The following is a 15738-nucleotide window of genomic DNA, read 5'->3' on the forward strand; positions in this document are numbered from 1 at the left end:
ACGTTATGCTCATCTGGCGTCCGCGCAGCCGAAGCATCTCGCTTGCTTTGTATGAGCGGTTCAATGAAGCGGGCGAGATGCTTCGGCTGCGCGGACGCCAGATGAGCATGACAGTCCAATTTAGTTTCAATGACTTCCTGAACAACTTCAATTGCAGTCCGGCGCGGGTGGTTGCCCGCGCCGGACTGTTTCCCTTGGCTTCACCTTTCTTTTGAGGCGCAGTTAAACGCCTGCGCTTCCCCTTATGCGCCACCTGTTCCCGCTGTTCATCGTGCTGAGCTGCCTGCTCACATTCCTGCCCGGCTGCGAGCCCAAGGAAGATTTGGTGCAAACCTCCGGCCGGCTGGAATTCGCCGCCGATTCGGTGCTGTTCGACACGGTGTTCACCACCATCCAAACGGTAACCAAGCGGCTGTGGGTGTACAACCGCAACAGCGGAGCCGTGAAAACGGACGTGGGCCTGGCCGGTACGGCGGGCACCACCTACTCACTCGTCATCAACGGTGATGCCGGGCCGGCAGCCAGCGGCGTCACCATTCGGGGCAAAGACAGCCTGCTGGTGCTGGTGCGAGCCGTGCTTGGTGATAACGGCCAGGCTACCACCGCCAAGAAGTTCATTGTCGACGACGAGTTGCGCTTCCGCACCAACGGCAACGACCAGAGCGTGAAGCTGGTAGCCTACGGCCAGAACGCCTATTTCCACCGGGGCGACCGCATCTCGGCCAACACCACCTGGCGGACTGATAAGCCCCACGTCATCTTCAATACCCCCACGGTGCGGGCGGGCGGCACTATCAATGTGGGGGTGTATGTGCTGCCCGGCATCACGCTCGCCATTCCCAAGGGCGCGCGCGTCTATTCGCACGCAGGAGCCATCCTCCTGATAGACGGCACCTTGCGCGTGAATGACGACTTTGTACCCGGAACTGCGCCTACCGACACCGTAAAAGCCAGCAACACCAACATCGTGCGCTTCCAGGGCGACCGACTGGAACCGGGCTACGCCGATATTCCGGGCCAGTGGGGTGGCATCTTTTTCACCGGCAGCAGCCGCAACAACAGCATCCGCTACACCGAAATCAAGAACGCTACCTTCGGAGCGCTGCTCTTCAATCCCGATGCCACCACGCCCCGCCCCAGCCTGGCGCTAACCAACACGGTTGTTCGGAACATCTCCGGGGCCAATATTTCGTTCGCTAATGCGTCGGCCAGCAATGGCGGCGGCGTCATCAGCTACTCCGGCGACGTGACCGCCACCAACTGCCTGTTTACCAACTGTGGCGAGTACGCCATGATTGGCATCGGCGGAAATTATATCCTCAATTTTTGCACCATCGCGAACTACACGCCGGCTTTCCGCCGCGAAACTTCATCCCTCACGTTCACCAACGTGGACGATGCCAAGCCCACAATCAAGCTGCCGACCAGCGTCAGCATTCGCAATTCTATTGTGTGGGGGTCGTTTGAGGACGAATTATTCGTGAAGAATTTTGCCGACTACACTCCGGCCATCAACAATTCCCTGCTGCGCACCAAGGAGTACGCCACCAACGTCGGTGTTATCGGCAGTACCGGGGTCAACCTCCTGAACATAGACCCACTTTTCAAACGGACCTCGCTCGTCAGCAGCAAGCCCGATTATTCGCTTCAGAATGGCTCACCTGCCACTACCCCACGGCGGGCACTTTTCGGCATATTCGACATAGTTCTTCAGCGTGACTTGCTGAATCTGCCGCGTCCCAGCGCCGGAAACGCCCAACCCAGCCTGGGGGCCTACGAGCACAAATAGCGCAGTGCGCTATTCTACTTGCCCAGCAGCCGAGTACCGAAGCGTGTCGAAGAGCACCAGTTTCTGGGTACCCATTACTTCGTAGTTCCGCAGTTGCCCATTCTGCAGCTGAAACCGCAGTTGCTTGCTGGTCGAAAACAACGCATTGCTTTGCACAATGGTAGCGGCTATTTCCTGCGCCACTGCGCCTTGCTGCACCACCATGAGGCGCGCCACCGGGGCATTGGGCTGGCCCGGCAGGCGGGTATACGTCCGGCGCAGCAGGCCGCCGGGCAGCGCCACCGAATCGACGGCGTAGGCCCCGCGCAGCGCGGCTTTATTGATATCGGCCTGAAAGAATATCTGGAGCTCATCGGCCCATTTCACGGCGGGTACGCGAACGGTTTCCGGCGCATTGTCGCGCAGGCTCACGTGCTTGGTCACGGCCGCTTTGCGCTGGGCTAGCTGGACTACTTGCTGCGTGACCAAACCCTTCACATCGAAGTAAAGCGGGCGGCGGGCGGCCGGAGCCCCCGGGCCGGCATCGCCACAGCCCGCCAGTAGTCCGGCTCCGGCCAGCAGCCATGCGCGGTTAGGATTGGGTAACAGCCGCCCCCACTTGGTTCGGCCGCGCTTACGCATTCAGAATCAGGTTGGGGCGCAAGAGGCTCTGCCCCGTCATCTCGGCGGGTTGGGCCACACCCATCAGCTCCAGAATGGTCGGGGCGAGGTCGCCCAGCTTGCCATCGGCCAGGGTACCGTAATAATCGTTGTCGGCCAGAATGCAGGGCACCAGATTGGTGGTGTGCGCAGTGTTGGGCGAGCCGTCGGCGTTGCGCATGAACTCGGCATTGCCGTGGTCGGCAATGATAATGCTGGCGTAGCCGGCTACCAGCGCGGCCTCTACCACGGCGCGGGCGCAGGCATCAGTGGTTTCCACGGCCTTCACCACGGCATCGAACACGCCGGTGTGGCCCACCATATCGGGGTTGGCGAAGTTGAGCACCACGAAATCCGCCGACCGGGCCTGCAGCTCCGGCACCAGGGCATCGCGCAGGTCGGCGGCGCTCATTTCGGGCTGCAGGTCGTAGGTCGCCACTTTGGGCGAGGGCCGTAGAATGCGCGTTTCACCGGCAAACTCCGTTTCGCGGCCGCCCGAAAAGAAGAACGTGACGTGCGGATACTTTTCCGTTTCAGCAATCCGAATCTGGGTCTTGCCGTTGGCGGCCAACACTTCCCCCAGCGTATTGTCGAGGTTGTCCTTTTCAAAAATGGATGTCACCCCCACAAACGTGTCATCGTAGTTGGTCAGGGTGAGGTAGTGCAGGTTGAGGCGCTGCATCTGGTAGGCGTGCATGTCCTGCTGGGTCAGCACTTCCGTGATTTCGCGGCCCCGGTCGGTGCGGAAGTTGAAGCACAGCACCACGTCGCCCTCCTGAATGGTAGCCAGCGGCTGGCCATCGGCCCCAATCTTAACAATGGGTTTCAGAAATTCGTCGGTGATGCCTTCCTTGTACTGTTCCTGCACAGTCTGAATCAGGTTTTGCGAATGCGCCCCCACGCCGTGCACCAGTACATCATAGGCCACCTTCACCCGCTCCCAACGGCGGTCGCGGTCCATGGCGTAGTAGCGGCCCACCACCGAGGCAATTTTGGCCCCGGTGCGTTCCACGTGCAGTTCCAGGTCGTTGATGAAGCGCACGCCGCTTTTGGGGTCGGTGTCGCGGCCATCCGTAAAGGCGTGCACGAATACGCGCCGCACGCCCGCCTCGTGGGCAATGGTGCACAGGGCTTTCACGTGGTCGATGTGCGAATGCACGCCGCCATCGCTCAGCAGGCCCATCAGGTGCAGCGGCTTGTCATTGGCAATGGCGTACTCGAAAGCTTTCACCAGCGCCGGCATCTGGCCCAGCTTGCGCTCACGAATAGACTTGCCGATGCGCACCAGCTCCTGGTTGACCACCCGGCCGGCCCCGATGTTCATATGGCCTACTTCCGAGTTACCCATCTGGCCTTCGGGCAGTCCTACGGCCTCGCCCGACGCCTGCAGTTTGCTGTGCGGAAACCGCTGCAACAGCTCTTCGTAGAACGGCGTATTGGCCGCGTCTACCGCCGAAGCAGCCGTATTCGGGGTAATGCCCCACCCGTCCAGAATCACCAACAAAACCTGCTTACTCATGCCACAAAGATACGGCAGGGCCGCGCCATGAGTTGAAATTATCTACCTTCGCGGCCACTTTCAATTCTGCCATTTTCTACACGGTTTGCAGGTTTGGCTTGGACCTTCCTTCCTTCCTGGCATCATTTTCGCTACCTCATTTTGTCCGCGTATGACGCATTTACTACCCCAATAATGAAACGCTATTTTTTCAGGACGCTATTTTTAGGGCTATTCCTCCTGTTTGGGGCCGGCGTGGCACGCGCGCAGTCCGATAACCTGGCGGCCGTGCGGTCGGCTTTGCGCAATGGTTCTTCCCGTGAACTATCGCAATACCTGGCTCCTACGGTTGAGATTGGTTTCGACGGCGACAAGCAGAGCTACAACGCCACGCAGGCCGAGATTGTCATCAAAGACTTTTTCGCCAAGAATACCCCCAGCAGCTTCGAGTTCATTCACCAGGGCGAAAGCCGCGAGCACATTGCCTACGCTATTGGCCGCTACACCGGCCGCAACGGCCTTTACCGCGTGTTTGTGAAGCTCAAGCCTTCGCGCGGAGCCCCGGTGATTGACACCTTGGACTTCACAAAGGAATAATCTTTGTACTGATTTAGTAAAGCCTCGGCCCCAACAGGTCTTGTCCTTACCCAAGTTTTGAAAGCGCGCCGGCCGGTAGGTCGGCGCGCTTTTTTGCGGCCATGCTAAGCTGGTGGTAGCTTGCGGGCATGTCGATTTCCACTCATTTCTGCGACCCGACGTTGTGGGCGCAGACGCATTTTGGGGGCACGGTGCTGAGCAACAGCCCGCGTCTGCACGCTGGTCAGCGGCTGGGTCCGCCAGCCCGGGGCCAGCATCCCCTGTGTTTCGGGCGGCCACGGGTACGCCAGTAAAGCGGCGTACCAGGTGCTGGGGCTGCCCCAGGCCACGCCCGACGCCTTGCAAGCCCCGCATCGCCAGCTGGTGAGCCAGCAGTTGCAGGCCCCCGGCACCTACCTGCTCATCGAGGACACGACCGAGTTGAGCTGGCCCGAAGCGGCCGAGCGTCGTCCCGGCCTCGGGCCCGTGGGGCCGGGCAAGGCCACCAGCCAAGGGGTGCTGCTGCACTCACTGGTCGCGGCCACCTGGCCCGCCCACGACCCGACGCCCGGTGCCAAGCGCCCGGCCCTGCCGCTGCTGGGCCTGCTCGACCAGCAGTTTCACGTGCGCCAGCCCGTGCCCGACGCCGAGAAGGCCCACCCGCACGGGGGCTCCCGTCCGCGCCAGGGCCGGGTGCGCGAGTCGGCCCTGTGGACGCGGAGCCTGCGGGCCGTGGGCGCCCCCCCGGTTGGTGCCCGCTGGGTGGTGGTGGCCGACCGCGGGGCCGACAGCTACGAACACCTGCTGCAATGTCAGGCGCAAGGCCTGGGCTTTGTCGTGCGCGCGGCCCAGGACCGGGCCCTGGTCGCGGCGGACCGCGCGCCGGCCGGGCGCCTGTTTGCCGGCCTGCGGGCCCAGCCCCGTGCGGGGCAGTTCGAGCTGGCCCTGCGCGGGCGACCGGGACAGGCGGCCCGGCCGGTGGTGCTCCAGGTGAGCTACACCCCGGCCCAGTGGCTGCGGGCCCCGCAACGGCCGGGCGGGGCCACCGGCAAGGGCGCGCCCGTGCCCTGCGCCGGGGTGCGGGTGTGGGTGTGGGAAGAAACGGCCCCCGGCGCGCCGGCCGGGCTGGAGTGGCTGCTCTTGACGGACACGCCGGTGGCGGACTTCGCGCAGGCCCTGGTCTGCGCCCGCCAGTACGCCAGCCGCTGGCTCATTGAGGATTTCCACAAAGCCCTCAAAACAGGCCTGCGCGTCGAGCAGCTGCAGCTGCAAACGGCGCCGCGCCTGTTTGCGGCCGTGGCGCTGCTGAGTGTCGTGGCCCTGGCCCTGGCGGATTTGCGCGAGAAGAGCCGGCTCGAACCGGACTTGCCGGCCGAAGCCGCGGGCCTGGAAACGACCCACTTGCGCGTGCTGCGCCAGCGCAGTCGCCGGCCCGTGCAGACCGTGCGCGCCGTGTTTCTGGCCCTGGCCGCGCTCGGCGGCCACCTCGGACGCACCGGCGACGGGCCGCCCAGGTGGCAAACCCTCTGGCTCGGACTCAGGAGCTTGCGCCTGCTCGTCGAAGGGGTCCGCCTCGCCGCCCAACTGCCACCGGAGTAGCCCGACGAAAAAAGCGCCGACCTGCCGGCCGACGCTTTTTCAAAACTTGGGTAAGGACAAGGCCCCAACAGGTCGGAGCTTTTTTATGGTTTATGACGGAAATTAGTGCGGTGTACAAATCATTATAACGTCATGCTGAGCTTGTCGAAGCATCTCTACCGCGCAACTAACCAGAATCAGTATTGAGGTAGAGATGCTTCGACAAGCTCAGCATGACGTTCTGAGTTGCGCACCTTTATTCGCAAAGGCCCGGGCCGTACCTTTGTACCGTGCAAATCCCTACTGCTTCCTATCTCACGCCCGAGGCGCTGACCACTTTCATCCGTACGGCCCTGGCCGAGGACGTGGGCGACGGCGACCATTCGGCCCTGGCCGCCATTCCGGCCGATGCCCGCAACCGGGCCCACCTACTGGTGAAGGGCGAAGGCATTTTGGCCGGCATGGCCCTAGCTCCGCTGATTTTCCGGGAAGTAGACCCGGCCCTGCAAATGACCGCGCTACTCACCGATGGCACGCCGGTGAAGCACGGCGACATTGCCTTCACCGTAGAAGGCCCGGCGCGCAGCATTCTCACGGCCGAGCGACTGGTACTCAACTGCATGCAGCGCATGAGCGGCATTGCTACGTATACGACGCACCTCAACTCTCTGCTGGGTGGTACCAAGGCCAAGCTGCTCGACACCCGCAAAACCACGCCCAACTTTCGGATTTGTGAGAAGTGGGCCGTGCTCATCGGCGGTGGCGTGAACCACCGCTACGGCTTGTTCGACATGATTATTCTCAAGGATAACCACGTCGACTACGCCGGCGGTATTGCCCAGGCCATTGCCGCCTCGCACGCTTACCTGGCCCAAACCGGCCGGAAATTGCCCATTGAAATCGAAACCCGCTCGCTCGCTGAAGTGCAGCAGGCCCTCGATGCCGGTGGAATCGACCGCATTATGCTCGACAACATGAAGCCCGACCAGCTGCGCGAAGCCGTGGCCCTCATTGCCGGCCGGTTCCCCACGGAGGCCAGCGGCGGCATCACCGAGCAAACCATTGCCGAAGTAGCCAGCACCGGGGTCGACTACATCTCTGTAGGGGCCCTCACCCACTCCGTCAAAAGCCTAGATTTGAGCCTAAAAGCATATTAAAATTGTGAGAAATGTGCTAAGATGTGAAAATATAGTGTTCCACAGGCACTTGCTTCTCACATTCGTGCAACCGGTTCATTTTCGCATTTCAACACATCATCACATTTTCACATCAACAACGTGAACCAACCCAACCAACGCGGCGGTGGCGGCGGCTTCCGCCAGGCCCAGCAGTCTTCGCCGCTGGCCATTCGCACCAAGAAATCTCAGCTTACCACCGACAACTACACCAAAATGGTGATGGGCGAAGTGTGGAAGAAAGACTGGGTGTATGCCCTGATTCCGTTCGCTCTGGGCCTGCTGCCCGCCATTTTCGTGCATTCGTGGTGGTGGCTGGTGCTGGCCGTGGTGCTCACGGTGCTGTTCGTGTTGTTCCGCTCGGCGCAGGTAACGGGCGTGACCCAGATGGAGCAGAGCAAGCCCCTGTTTGAGCGCATGAGTTTTGAGATGGACCAGAAGCAGCTGTTATTGCGCGTGGGCCCCGAAAAAGCCATGCAACTGACTTGGGACATGATTGGGCGCGTCCGCCGCGATGCCGATGCCTACTTGCTGTACCTCAAGCCCGGTACCCCGCCCGAGGGCATGGCCGCCTGGCGCCTGTGGCTGGCACGCACGTTCGATGTGCCGGTGTTTTTACATTTGCCGATGCGCATTTTCAATTCGCCCAACGACCTGAAGCTGTTCGAGTCCCTGCTGCGCCGCAAAAACCTGCTGCCTACCGAAGCAACGACTGCTGCCGTATAGTTAGGCTGCGTTGGGCAGTTAGCCTTAGCGACTTGACCCTTGCGGCCATTTTTCTTGAATATTTTCTCCCGTTAATTTTACCCCTGATGAAACTGACTCACACGCTATTGCTGGCCCTTGCCACGGTTGCCCTGGCTTCTTGCAGCGCCGAGCCTTCCGACTGGCGGCCCGACCAAAAAGTATCCGTCGACATGGTATTGCCCGGCACGCGGGCTACCGAAAACTTCGACGGCTCGACTCCTAACGGCTCCATCGAGAACAAGCACGCCGAAACCCAGGCAGCAGAGGAAGCCGCGGCCCCGGCCCGGTCGGCCGAGTCGTCCATCTCGGCTAATGCCGAAGAAGGCATGCGCAAGCGCGGCAAGATGACTGACGCCGGCAAATCGAGCCAGGCCGACACGACCGACAGCGGCCACCAGATTCAGCGCTAAGCGCTTCATATCGCCGATTTTACATTCATGAGTGGCAGCTTTGCCCGCCAGCTGGCGGTAGCAAAGCTGCCGCTTTACGTCTGTTTGCGGCGCACTTCATCTTTGAATGAGGAATAAGGAATAGAAGATGAGGAGTTGCTCAGTGCAGCTTCACGTTTTCATTCTCATTCTTCATTCCTCATTCGTTCCTGCATGGGGTTTGCTATTTTTTTCCTGCTGCTGACGGTGCTGGGCGCGGGGGCCGCCGCGGCCTGGGTGCCGGTGGCGCGCGGGGGCCGGTGGCTGAAACCGCTACTGGCGTTCAGCGGGGCCTATCTGTTCACGCTCACCATCACGCACATTTTGCCCGAGGCCCTGCAGCTGCTGCCGGAGCACCCGGAGCGGGTGGGCTACTGGGTGCTGGCCGGTTTCTTTGGCCAGCTGCTGCTGGAAGTGCTTTCGCAGGGCGTGGAGCACGGCCATGTGCACCACGAGGCCGCGCATGGCCCGCACGATGCCCCCGGCCGGGTGCCGTTTCTGCTGTTGGGGGCGCTAGTCGTGCATTCCTTCCTGGAAGGCAGCATTTTGGTGCGCACCCCGGAAGTAGGCCAAATCAGCCAGAATTTTTATGCCATTGTGGTGGGCGTGGCCTTGCACCACGTACCGGCCGCGTTTGCGCTGGCTACGCTGCTGCGGCTGCGGCTGGGCAGCTTCCGGCGGGTGTGGCCGGGGCTATTGATTTTCGCGCTGGCCTCGCCCATTGGCATTGTATTCAGCAACTACGTGGTGCTGTCGCAGCTGCTCAGCAGCGGGCTTTATGCCGCACTGTTGGGGCTGGTGGCCGGCAATTTCCTGCACGTCTCCACCACCATTCTCTTCGAAACCAGCCCCGAGCATCGCCTCAACTGGCCCAAGCTGGGCGCTACGCTGGCCGGGCTGCTACTGGCGCTGGCCGTAGCGTGAAGTAACTCCGACAGTTGTATTCACCAGCGAATATGGTCCTGTTTGAAACGCAACTTACTCTCGCCTTTATACGCTGTGAATGGTCGATTACAGTACGTAAAAGGGCTTAAACCTCATCTAAACCACCGTTTTACTGAACACCTGTCCGCAACAAGTTGCGGTACCCCGCCAGGCCATGCACGGTGACGAATTGGCGCAGGGAGAAGCTCCAGTACACATAGGCCCCGTCTTGCACATAGGCATAGGTGCGCAGCTGCGTGTCGTAAAATAAGCAGACCCCTGGGGCATAGAAGGCTGCGAAGACCGCGGCGGCGGTCACGCCGTCGTCTACGCCCATGCTCTCTGGCAACTCGTGCCGACGGTACAGCTTCGGGGAAGACACCAGCAGGCCCACCAACTGCCGTTCACAGGCCAGCAGGGCCATAAAATGGAGGTAATCGGGTTGAAACCACCCCGCCCAGTCGGCGCTGTCGGCAGTGGCCGCACGGTCTGCCGGGGCTTGGAAACGCCGGACCGGAATGATTTCCAGCTGGCTCTTTCTCCGAAAGTGGGCCCGGCTGGTAAACACCTCCCGGTAATCGGGGGCGTCCGAAAAGTACTCCCAGTTGTCACCTTTCATCAGGTAGCCGTGGACCTGATGAAAGGCAGCCCGGTAATCGTAGCCCTGCGGGGGGCAGTGGAACGTTTGCGCGCGTGCCGCAGAGCCGTGCAACAGCAGCAAGCTAAAAAAAAAGACAAAACGGGCGTAAGGCAAGGAAAACACGGGAGAAAGCGGCGATAAGGAACTAGGCGTTTTCCTGTAAGAGTACACGGCCTCGTCATTTGCACACGAACCGCCTGAGTTTAATCTGAAGCCATCAAACGCTCCTTTCCGTGAACACCTGGCAGCTGCCCGGCACCAAGTGCTCGTAGGCCATTGCAGGGCTGGAGGAGTCTAAGAAACTCGTCTACGATTCAAAGTTTAGGAAACGGGCCGGAGGGATGAGTTTCGTAAACTCCAAATTAGAGCTTGGTCCCCCGCCAAAGTACCACGCCGGTTGCGTCCCGGTGGGAGGCCCAAAACCGCACGGATTCTAAGAGGCCGCTTATAACACTTGTTACGTTAAGCCGTTTTTCAACCGTGCCTGATTCACCGATGACATCTGCGATGTCCTACTAAATCATGTTTATTTTTGGTAGTCATTCCTCCAGCACATCCCCATTACCCCGAAGAAACGCCTCCAGCTGGCGGGCGCGGGCGGATTCGTAGGCCAGGGTAGCTTGCAGGTGCACCAGCCGCTGGCGCATAGCCAGGATAACGTCGAGGGCTTCCGGAGAGAGGCCCAATTCGTGATGCAGCCGAACCAAGCGCGGCAGGTCGTCGGGCTCGTCGACGAATACGGTTTCGGGCGCGGGGGCCGCACGGAGCAGCCCCGCCTGCAGAAACTCATGCAGCACCGGCGGCTCCAGGCCGTAGCGGGCCGAGCATTCCTGAAAAGTGAGGGTGAGGATGTGCGCTTCCATAGCAATAGGTAACAACGGGTTAAGTAGTCGTCCAAGAGTAAGCGAATTATCAGTTGCTCGTTGCCAATTGTTAGTCAACAGATTACAGTTGGCCCAACAACTGATAATTAATGCCTGACAACCTACGATTCGGAACGCAAGTCGGCCAGCTGCTGAATCAGGCCCTTTTCGGCATCCGTGAGGTGCTGGGGCAGCGTCAAGGTCAGGCGCAGGTAGAGGTCGCCGAATTCACCGGCCTTTTTATACACGGGAAAGCCCTTGCCCCGCAGCCGCAGGCGGGTGCCGTTGGGGGTTTCGGGCTTGAGCTTGATTTTGACGGGGCCGCTGAGGGTTTCCACCGTTTGCTCGCCACCTAATATGGCTTTGTAGATGGATACGGGCACGTCCTGCGTCAGGTCGTTGCCGGTGCGGGCGTAGCGGGCATCGGGCCGCAGCCGAAACGTGATGAGCAGCGAGCCGTTGGGGCCGCCGTGGCGGCCGGGCCCACCCTGGTCGCGCAGCCGAATGGTCTGGCCATCGGCCACGCCGGCCTGAATGGTGAGGCGCAGGTTGCGGCCGTGCACCGTGATGGTGCGTGGGCCGCCATGGTAGGCTTCCTCCAGGCTCAGCTCCAGTTCGGCCTGATAGTCGGGGCCCGCGCCGGGGCGGCTGCCCCCGCCAGCGCGGCCACCGCCCATATTGCCAAATAGGGAGCCAAAGAAGTCGGAGAAGTCTTCGCCCTCGCCAAATGGGCTGCCGCCCCCACCCTGGCCCTGGCCTTGGGTGTACTGGCTCCAGTCGAAACCGCCGCCGGGCTGGCCGCCGCGCCCCGCGCCACCGCCGGGGTGCTGCTGGTAGCGCTGCCAGTCGGCCCCGAACTGGTCGTATTTCTTCCGCTTTTCGGGGTCGCTGAGCACCTCGTTGGCTTCGTTGATTTCCTTGAATTTTTGCTCCGCGCCTTGGTCGTTCGGGTTCACATCGGGGTGGTGCTGGCGGGCCAGCTTGCGGTACGCCTTCTTGATTTGCTCGGGAGTTGCCGTTTTATCGATGCCCAGTGCTTTGTAGTAGTCTTTGTAGTCCATTATCTTGGGATGAAAGTCGGGGCGGGGTGAGGAAGTAGCGAAGTAAGACGGTAGCAGGCACAAAGCAGCCGCTCGTGCCCGAATTTCGGCCCTCCCCTCTCCTTTTACGCGGATAAGTCTTGGCCGGATAGCGGCCACGTTGCCAGCTTATCAAGGGCAGCTTTTTCGCCGCACCTGATAGTTACCCACCCATTTCACCAAGTCTTAATCGATATATTCAGTCGCAACCCGTAACAATTTTGTAATATTGGCAACATAATTGCGCTGAATGCCCGCAGCCGAAAATGCTGATGCAACGCCAAACCGGGTTGTTTTATCCACTACACAAATTCGGCCCCTGTTTTGCACTTGAACCGAATACCCACCCACTTCGTAGGTGAAAAAAGACGTACATTGCATCAATAACGCACTTCAGGCTGTTTTTTATTTATTCTATTTTTAACTTTTTCATGAAGTACAAAATCCTCTTCAGCTTTGTTCTGGTGGGTGCGCTGCTGAGTGGAGCCGGTGCTCACGCGCAAGCTGCCCGCTCGGGCCGCGTAGCGCCCAAGCCCCGCGTGACCGCCACTGGCGTAGGCCTGAAAGACGGGCTGACCATGCAGAAAAGCCGGGTTGTACTCACCGAGCTGGGCATTACCAACCCGCTAACAGCCGACAAGAAACTAATTAATGGCACAGTTATCACCCAGGCGGGTGTGGTGACTGCCCCCGATGGCACGACCACTCAAATGGGCGAAGGCGACCAAGTGTCGCTAACGGGCCGGGTCACATCCCGGGCCGCCATCGTAGAGTCCGATAGCTTGGCAAAAATCAAACTCTTTGATGCGCTGCACCCGGGCAAGCGCAAGAAGATGGAAGATGAGCGCGAGCGCAAGGCCAAGGCAAAAGCCAAAGTGGCCGAAAACAAATTAAAAATCAAAGAGAAAGCTGCCAAGAAGAGAAAATAAGCGGCTCCCGAGCTTGCCTGAAGCCGCCGCCCCAATTGGGGCGGCGGCTTTTGTTTTTTGAGGGGCCGTGGCGCACTCAGGACCGCCGCCCTATCTTCGGGGCCATACCTATCCCGCCCCATGCTCTTCTATACCGTTATGAAACCGCTGGTGCAAGTTGCACTGCGGGTCTTTTTTCGACGCATCGAAGTGCGCCACCGTGAGCGCCTGACTCTGCCCGGCCCGCTGCTATTCGCTGGCAACCACCCCAACACCCTCATGGACCCGCTGCTGGTGGCCATCAACCGGCGCCAGCCAGTGGCCTTTCTGGCCAAAAGCACGTTTTTCGAGAACCCTGTGTCGCGCGCCATTTTGCAATCGGGAAACTCGATTCCCATCTATCGCCGTCAGGATACCGAAAAGGGTGCGGCACCCGCCACGCCCGCGCAGCTCGCGGCCCAGAACGAGGCCACCTTTGGTCGCTGCTACGATTACCTGGGCCAGGGTGGTACCATCATGATTTTTCCCGAAGGCACCAGCATAAGCGAGCGCCGGCTGCGCCCTCTCAAAACCGGGGCGGCCCGCATTGCGTTGGGGGCCGAAGCGCGCCACCATTTCCGGCTCGGATTGAAGGTGGTACCCATTGCCACCAATTACTTCGACCCTTCGCGCTTTCGCTCCGATGTGCTGCTGAACGTGGCCCCGCCCATTGTGGTGGCCGACTATGCCGAAGCCTATGCGAAGGACCCGGACGCCGCCGCCGACCAGCTCACGGCCGCCATTCGCGAAGCGCTGGAGCGCCGGCTCGTCATTACCCGCGATGCGGCCCAGGACGACTTTGTGCAGCAGATTGAGCGCACATTTGGCGACCACCTCAACCCCGACGACGACCCCGAAAGCCTCGTTGATAATTTCCAGCTCAGCCAAACCTTGCTGCAGGCCCTGGCGTGGTTTGAGCAGCATGCGCCCGAGCGCCTGGAGGCCATGCGCGCCCAGTTCCACACCTACCTCGAGGGCCTGCGGCAGCACCGCCTCACCGATAGCGCCCTCGATGAGCAGCGGCGCGGCACCGTGGCGGGCCTGCTCAATCTGCTGCTGGGGGCCCCGGTCTGGCTCTACGGCGCACTCAATAACTACTTGCCCTACATCATCCCGTCGATGATAGCCAGGCGGGCCACCAAGGATGTGGAATTTGTGGCCCCCATCATGCTGGTGGTGGGCATGCTCACGTTTCCGCTGGCCTATACCCTGCAAGCCATGGCCGTGCAGCACTGGGTAACGCACAACTGGGTCCTGACGGCGCTTTATGTGCTGAGCCTGCCCATCAGTGGGTTTTATGCCCTGAGCTACTGGAGCACTTTGGCAGCCCGGGTGCAGCGGCTGCGCGCGTTGCGCCTGTTCCGAAAGGCCCCGGCCGTGGGCGAGGACTTGCTGCGCCAGCGGGCGGCGCTGGTGGCGCAACTAGAGGGCGCCCGTGTGGCTTATCTGGCTCACCGATAGCCCAGCAGCTTATTTATTATCAAACCTTAACCAAGGAGCACACCGGCCAGCAGGGCCGCTACCACAATAGCCACGCCCGGCACTTTTTCCCAGAGCAGCAGCAGGAACGTGGTGCCCACCAGCAGCGGGTTCAGGGGCAAAGTATCGATAGGGCCGAGGTGAAACGGCAGGGCCAGCAGGCGGTAAGGCAAGGGGTGATAAAGCAGGAAAGTGGCCGCGCACACCAGCCCGGCACTCACCGCGTTGATGCCTTCGAGCGAGGCCTGCACCACGCGGTATTGCCGCAGCCGGTCCCAGAATCGAATAACGAAAAATATCAGGAGCGTACCCGGCAAAAAGATGCCCACCGTGCCCACCAGCGCCCCCACTACCTGCATGCCCGTGCCGCCGGCCGGGCGCATGGCCAGCGCTCCAATGTAGGCGGCAAACGAAAAATTGGGCCCCGGCATGGCCTGCACCAACCCCAGCCCCGACAGGAACTCCGGCCCCGTGAGGTAGTGCTTAAACTCCACAAATTCGGCGTAGAGCAGCGGGGCCAGCACCTGCCCACCGCCAAAGACAAGGGAGCCGTTGCGGTAAAAATTCTCGAACAACCGCACCGGCTGCAAGTGGGTATAATGGCCCAATACGGCCGCCCCTACCAGGATGCCCAGCCACAGCACAAAGTTGGCCCACTCGATGCGCAGCGGGGTTTTCTCCTGAATGATGACGTGCCGCCGGTACCGCACCGTGGTCACGGCCCCGCCGGCCAGCAGCAGCAGCGGCAGCATCCAGGGCAGCTGGAAAAAGTAGGCCAGCATGGCGGAGGCCACCATCAGTCCCACCGCCGTTTTGGTGCGAATTACTTTCTCGGCGATGCGGTAGGCTGAAAATGCCACAAAGCCCACCGCCATAGGCTGCACAAACTGCACCAGCGCCGCCACCCGGGCGGGGTCGAGGTGGCTGAGCGTGAGCCCGGCCAGGGTCATCATGGCCACGGCCGGCGTTATCCAGACTAGCAGGGTGAGGTAGGCCAGGTTGGGCCCGCCCAGCCGGAAGCCGATAACGGTGATGGTCTGGGTTGACGTAGGGCCCGGCAGCAGCGCGCACAGCGCCTGTAACTCCAGCAGCTCGGCGGCACTGATGTAGCGGCGCTTATCAACCAGCAACCGAAAAAACATGGCCAGGTGCGCTTGCGGCCCGCCAAAGGCCGTGAGGGCGAGTACGGCCACGTCCTTTAAAAAAATAATACCCCGCACCCGCCGCGTCCGCTTGCCCGAGCGCCGCGGGGGCGGGGTGAGCGAAACGGGGGCAAGGGGGTGCGGGGCAGAAGACGACGAGGGAACAGTCATAAAAAGAACGTCATGCTGAGCGTAGCCGAAGCATCTGGCGTGCAGCAGTAATCCAAATGATTG

At 61.1% G+C, this 15738-nt stretch carries 17 protein-coding genes; 11 read left to right on the plus strand and 6 right to left on the minus strand.

The window, feature by feature from the left end:
• Positions 1-5: 5 nt before the first annotated feature.
• Together IEW17_RS05445 and IEW17_RS05450 are read left to right on the plus strand one after the other, a co-directional pair.
• Complete coding sequence (locus tag IEW17_RS05445) at positions 6-215, plus strand: hypothetical protein (RefSeq protein WP_188561019.1); 210 nt, start codon at positions 6-8, stop codon at positions 213-215.
• A 29-nt stretch (positions 216-244) separates the two neighbouring features.
• The gene (locus tag IEW17_RS05450) at positions 245-1789 is read left to right on the plus strand and encodes a hypothetical protein (protein WP_188561020.1); all 1545 of its coding nucleotides are present in this window, start codon (positions 245-247) and stop codon (positions 1787-1789) included.
• 9 nt (positions 1790-1798) lie between these two features.
• Here the strand turns inward: IEW17_RS05450 and IEW17_RS05455 are convergent, their stop codons facing one another.
• Together IEW17_RS05455 and gpmI are read right to left on the minus strand one after the other, a co-directional pair.
• Positions 1799-2410, minus strand: a complete 612-nt coding sequence (locus tag IEW17_RS05455) for a hypothetical protein (protein WP_188561021.1) — start codon at positions 2408-2410, stop codon at positions 1799-1801.
• Positions 2403-3947 carry a 2,3-bisphosphoglycerate-independent phosphoglycerate mutase gene (gpmI, locus tag IEW17_RS05460; protein WP_188561022.1) on the minus strand — a complete coding sequence of 515 codons (1545 nt, stop codon included), beginning with the start codon at positions 3945-3947 and terminating at the stop codon, positions 2403-2405. Before gpmI ends, IEW17_RS05455 begins: the two co-directional genes overlap by 8 nt.
• Before the next feature lie 174 nt (positions 3948-4121).
• Between gpmI and IEW17_RS05465 the strand changes: the two genes are divergently transcribed.
• From IEW17_RS05465 to IEW17_RS05495, 7 genes are all read left to right on the plus strand, one after another.
• Positions 4122-4523, plus strand: coding sequence for a DUF4783 domain-containing protein (locus IEW17_RS05465; RefSeq protein ID WP_188561023.1), 402 nt, complete (start codon positions 4122-4124; stop codon positions 4521-4523).
• A gap of 128 nt (positions 4524-4651) precedes the next feature.
• Positions 4652-4816, plus strand: coding sequence for a hypothetical protein (locus IEW17_RS05470; RefSeq protein WP_188561024.1), 165 nt, complete (start codon positions 4652-4654; stop codon positions 4814-4816).
• Between the two features lie 13 nt (positions 4817-4829).
• Complete coding sequence (locus IEW17_RS05475; protein WP_188561025.1) at positions 4830-6101, plus strand: IS4 family transposase; 1272 nt, start codon at positions 4830-4832, stop codon at positions 6099-6101.
• Between the two features lie 275 nt (positions 6102-6376).
• Positions 6377-7237, plus strand: a complete 861-nt coding sequence (nadC, locus tag IEW17_RS05480) for a carboxylating nicotinate-nucleotide diphosphorylase (protein ID WP_188561109.1) — start codon at positions 6377-6379, stop codon at positions 7235-7237.
• Between the two features lie 120 nt (positions 7238-7357).
• Positions 7358-7981 carry a YcxB family protein gene (locus IEW17_RS05485; RefSeq protein ID WP_188561026.1) on the plus strand — a complete coding sequence of 208 codons (624 nt, stop codon included), beginning with the start codon at positions 7358-7360 and terminating at the stop codon, positions 7979-7981.
• A gap of 86 nt (positions 7982-8067) precedes the next feature.
• Positions 8068-8412 (plus strand): hypothetical protein, encoded by a 345-nt coding sequence (locus IEW17_RS05490; protein ID WP_188561027.1) that lies wholly within the window; start codon positions 8068-8070, stop codon positions 8410-8412.
• Between the two features lie 192 nt (positions 8413-8604).
• Positions 8605-9354 (plus strand): ZIP family metal transporter, encoded by a 750-nt coding sequence (locus IEW17_RS05495; protein WP_188561028.1) that lies wholly within the window; start codon positions 8605-8607, stop codon positions 9352-9354.
• 130 nt (positions 9355-9484) lie between these two features.
• On the opposite strand, the gene IEW17_RS05500 is transcribed toward IEW17_RS05495, so the two are convergent.
• The 3 genes from IEW17_RS05500 to IEW17_RS05510 form a co-directional block, all read right to left on the minus strand.
• On the minus strand, positions 9485-10117 hold the full coding sequence (locus IEW17_RS05500; RefSeq protein ID WP_188561029.1) for a hypothetical protein: 633 nt from the start codon (positions 10115-10117) through the stop codon (positions 9485-9487).
• A 416-nt stretch (positions 10118-10533) separates the two neighbouring features.
• Positions 10534-10857, minus strand: coding sequence for a chaperone modulator CbpM (locus IEW17_RS05505; RefSeq protein WP_188561030.1), 324 nt, complete (start codon positions 10855-10857; stop codon positions 10534-10536).
• A 122-nt stretch (positions 10858-10979) separates the two neighbouring features.
• On the minus strand, positions 10980-11918 hold the full coding sequence (locus tag IEW17_RS05510; RefSeq protein WP_188561031.1) for a DnaJ C-terminal domain-containing protein: 939 nt from the start codon (positions 11916-11918) through the stop codon (positions 10980-10982).
• Positions 11919-12367: 449 nt separating this feature from the next.
• On the opposite strand from IEW17_RS05510, the gene IEW17_RS05515 reads away from it, so the two are divergent.
• Both IEW17_RS05515 and IEW17_RS05520 read left to right on the plus strand, forming a co-directional pair.
• Positions 12368-12865: a DUF6799 domain-containing protein gene (locus IEW17_RS05515; RefSeq protein ID WP_188561032.1), complete on the plus strand. Its 498-nt coding sequence runs from the start codon at positions 12368-12370 to the stop codon at positions 12863-12865.
• Positions 12866-12985: 120 nt separating this feature from the next.
• Positions 12986-14344 (plus strand): lysophospholipid acyltransferase family protein, encoded by a 1359-nt coding sequence (locus IEW17_RS05520; RefSeq protein WP_188561033.1) that lies wholly within the window; start codon positions 12986-12988, stop codon positions 14342-14344.
• Positions 14345-14370: 26 nt separating this feature from the next.
• Here the strand turns inward: IEW17_RS05520 and chrA are convergent, their stop codons facing one another.
• On the minus strand, positions 14371-15675 hold the full coding sequence (chrA, locus tag IEW17_RS05525; protein WP_188561034.1) for a chromate efflux transporter: 1305 nt from the start codon (positions 15673-15675) through the stop codon (positions 14371-14373).
• Between the last annotated feature and the right edge of the window lie 63 nt (positions 15676-15738).

The sequence above is a fragment of the Hymenobacter frigidus genome (genome assembly GCF_014640435.1).
Taxonomy (GTDB): Bacteria; Bacteroidota; Bacteroidia; order Cytophagales; family Hymenobacteraceae; genus Hymenobacter; species Hymenobacter frigidus.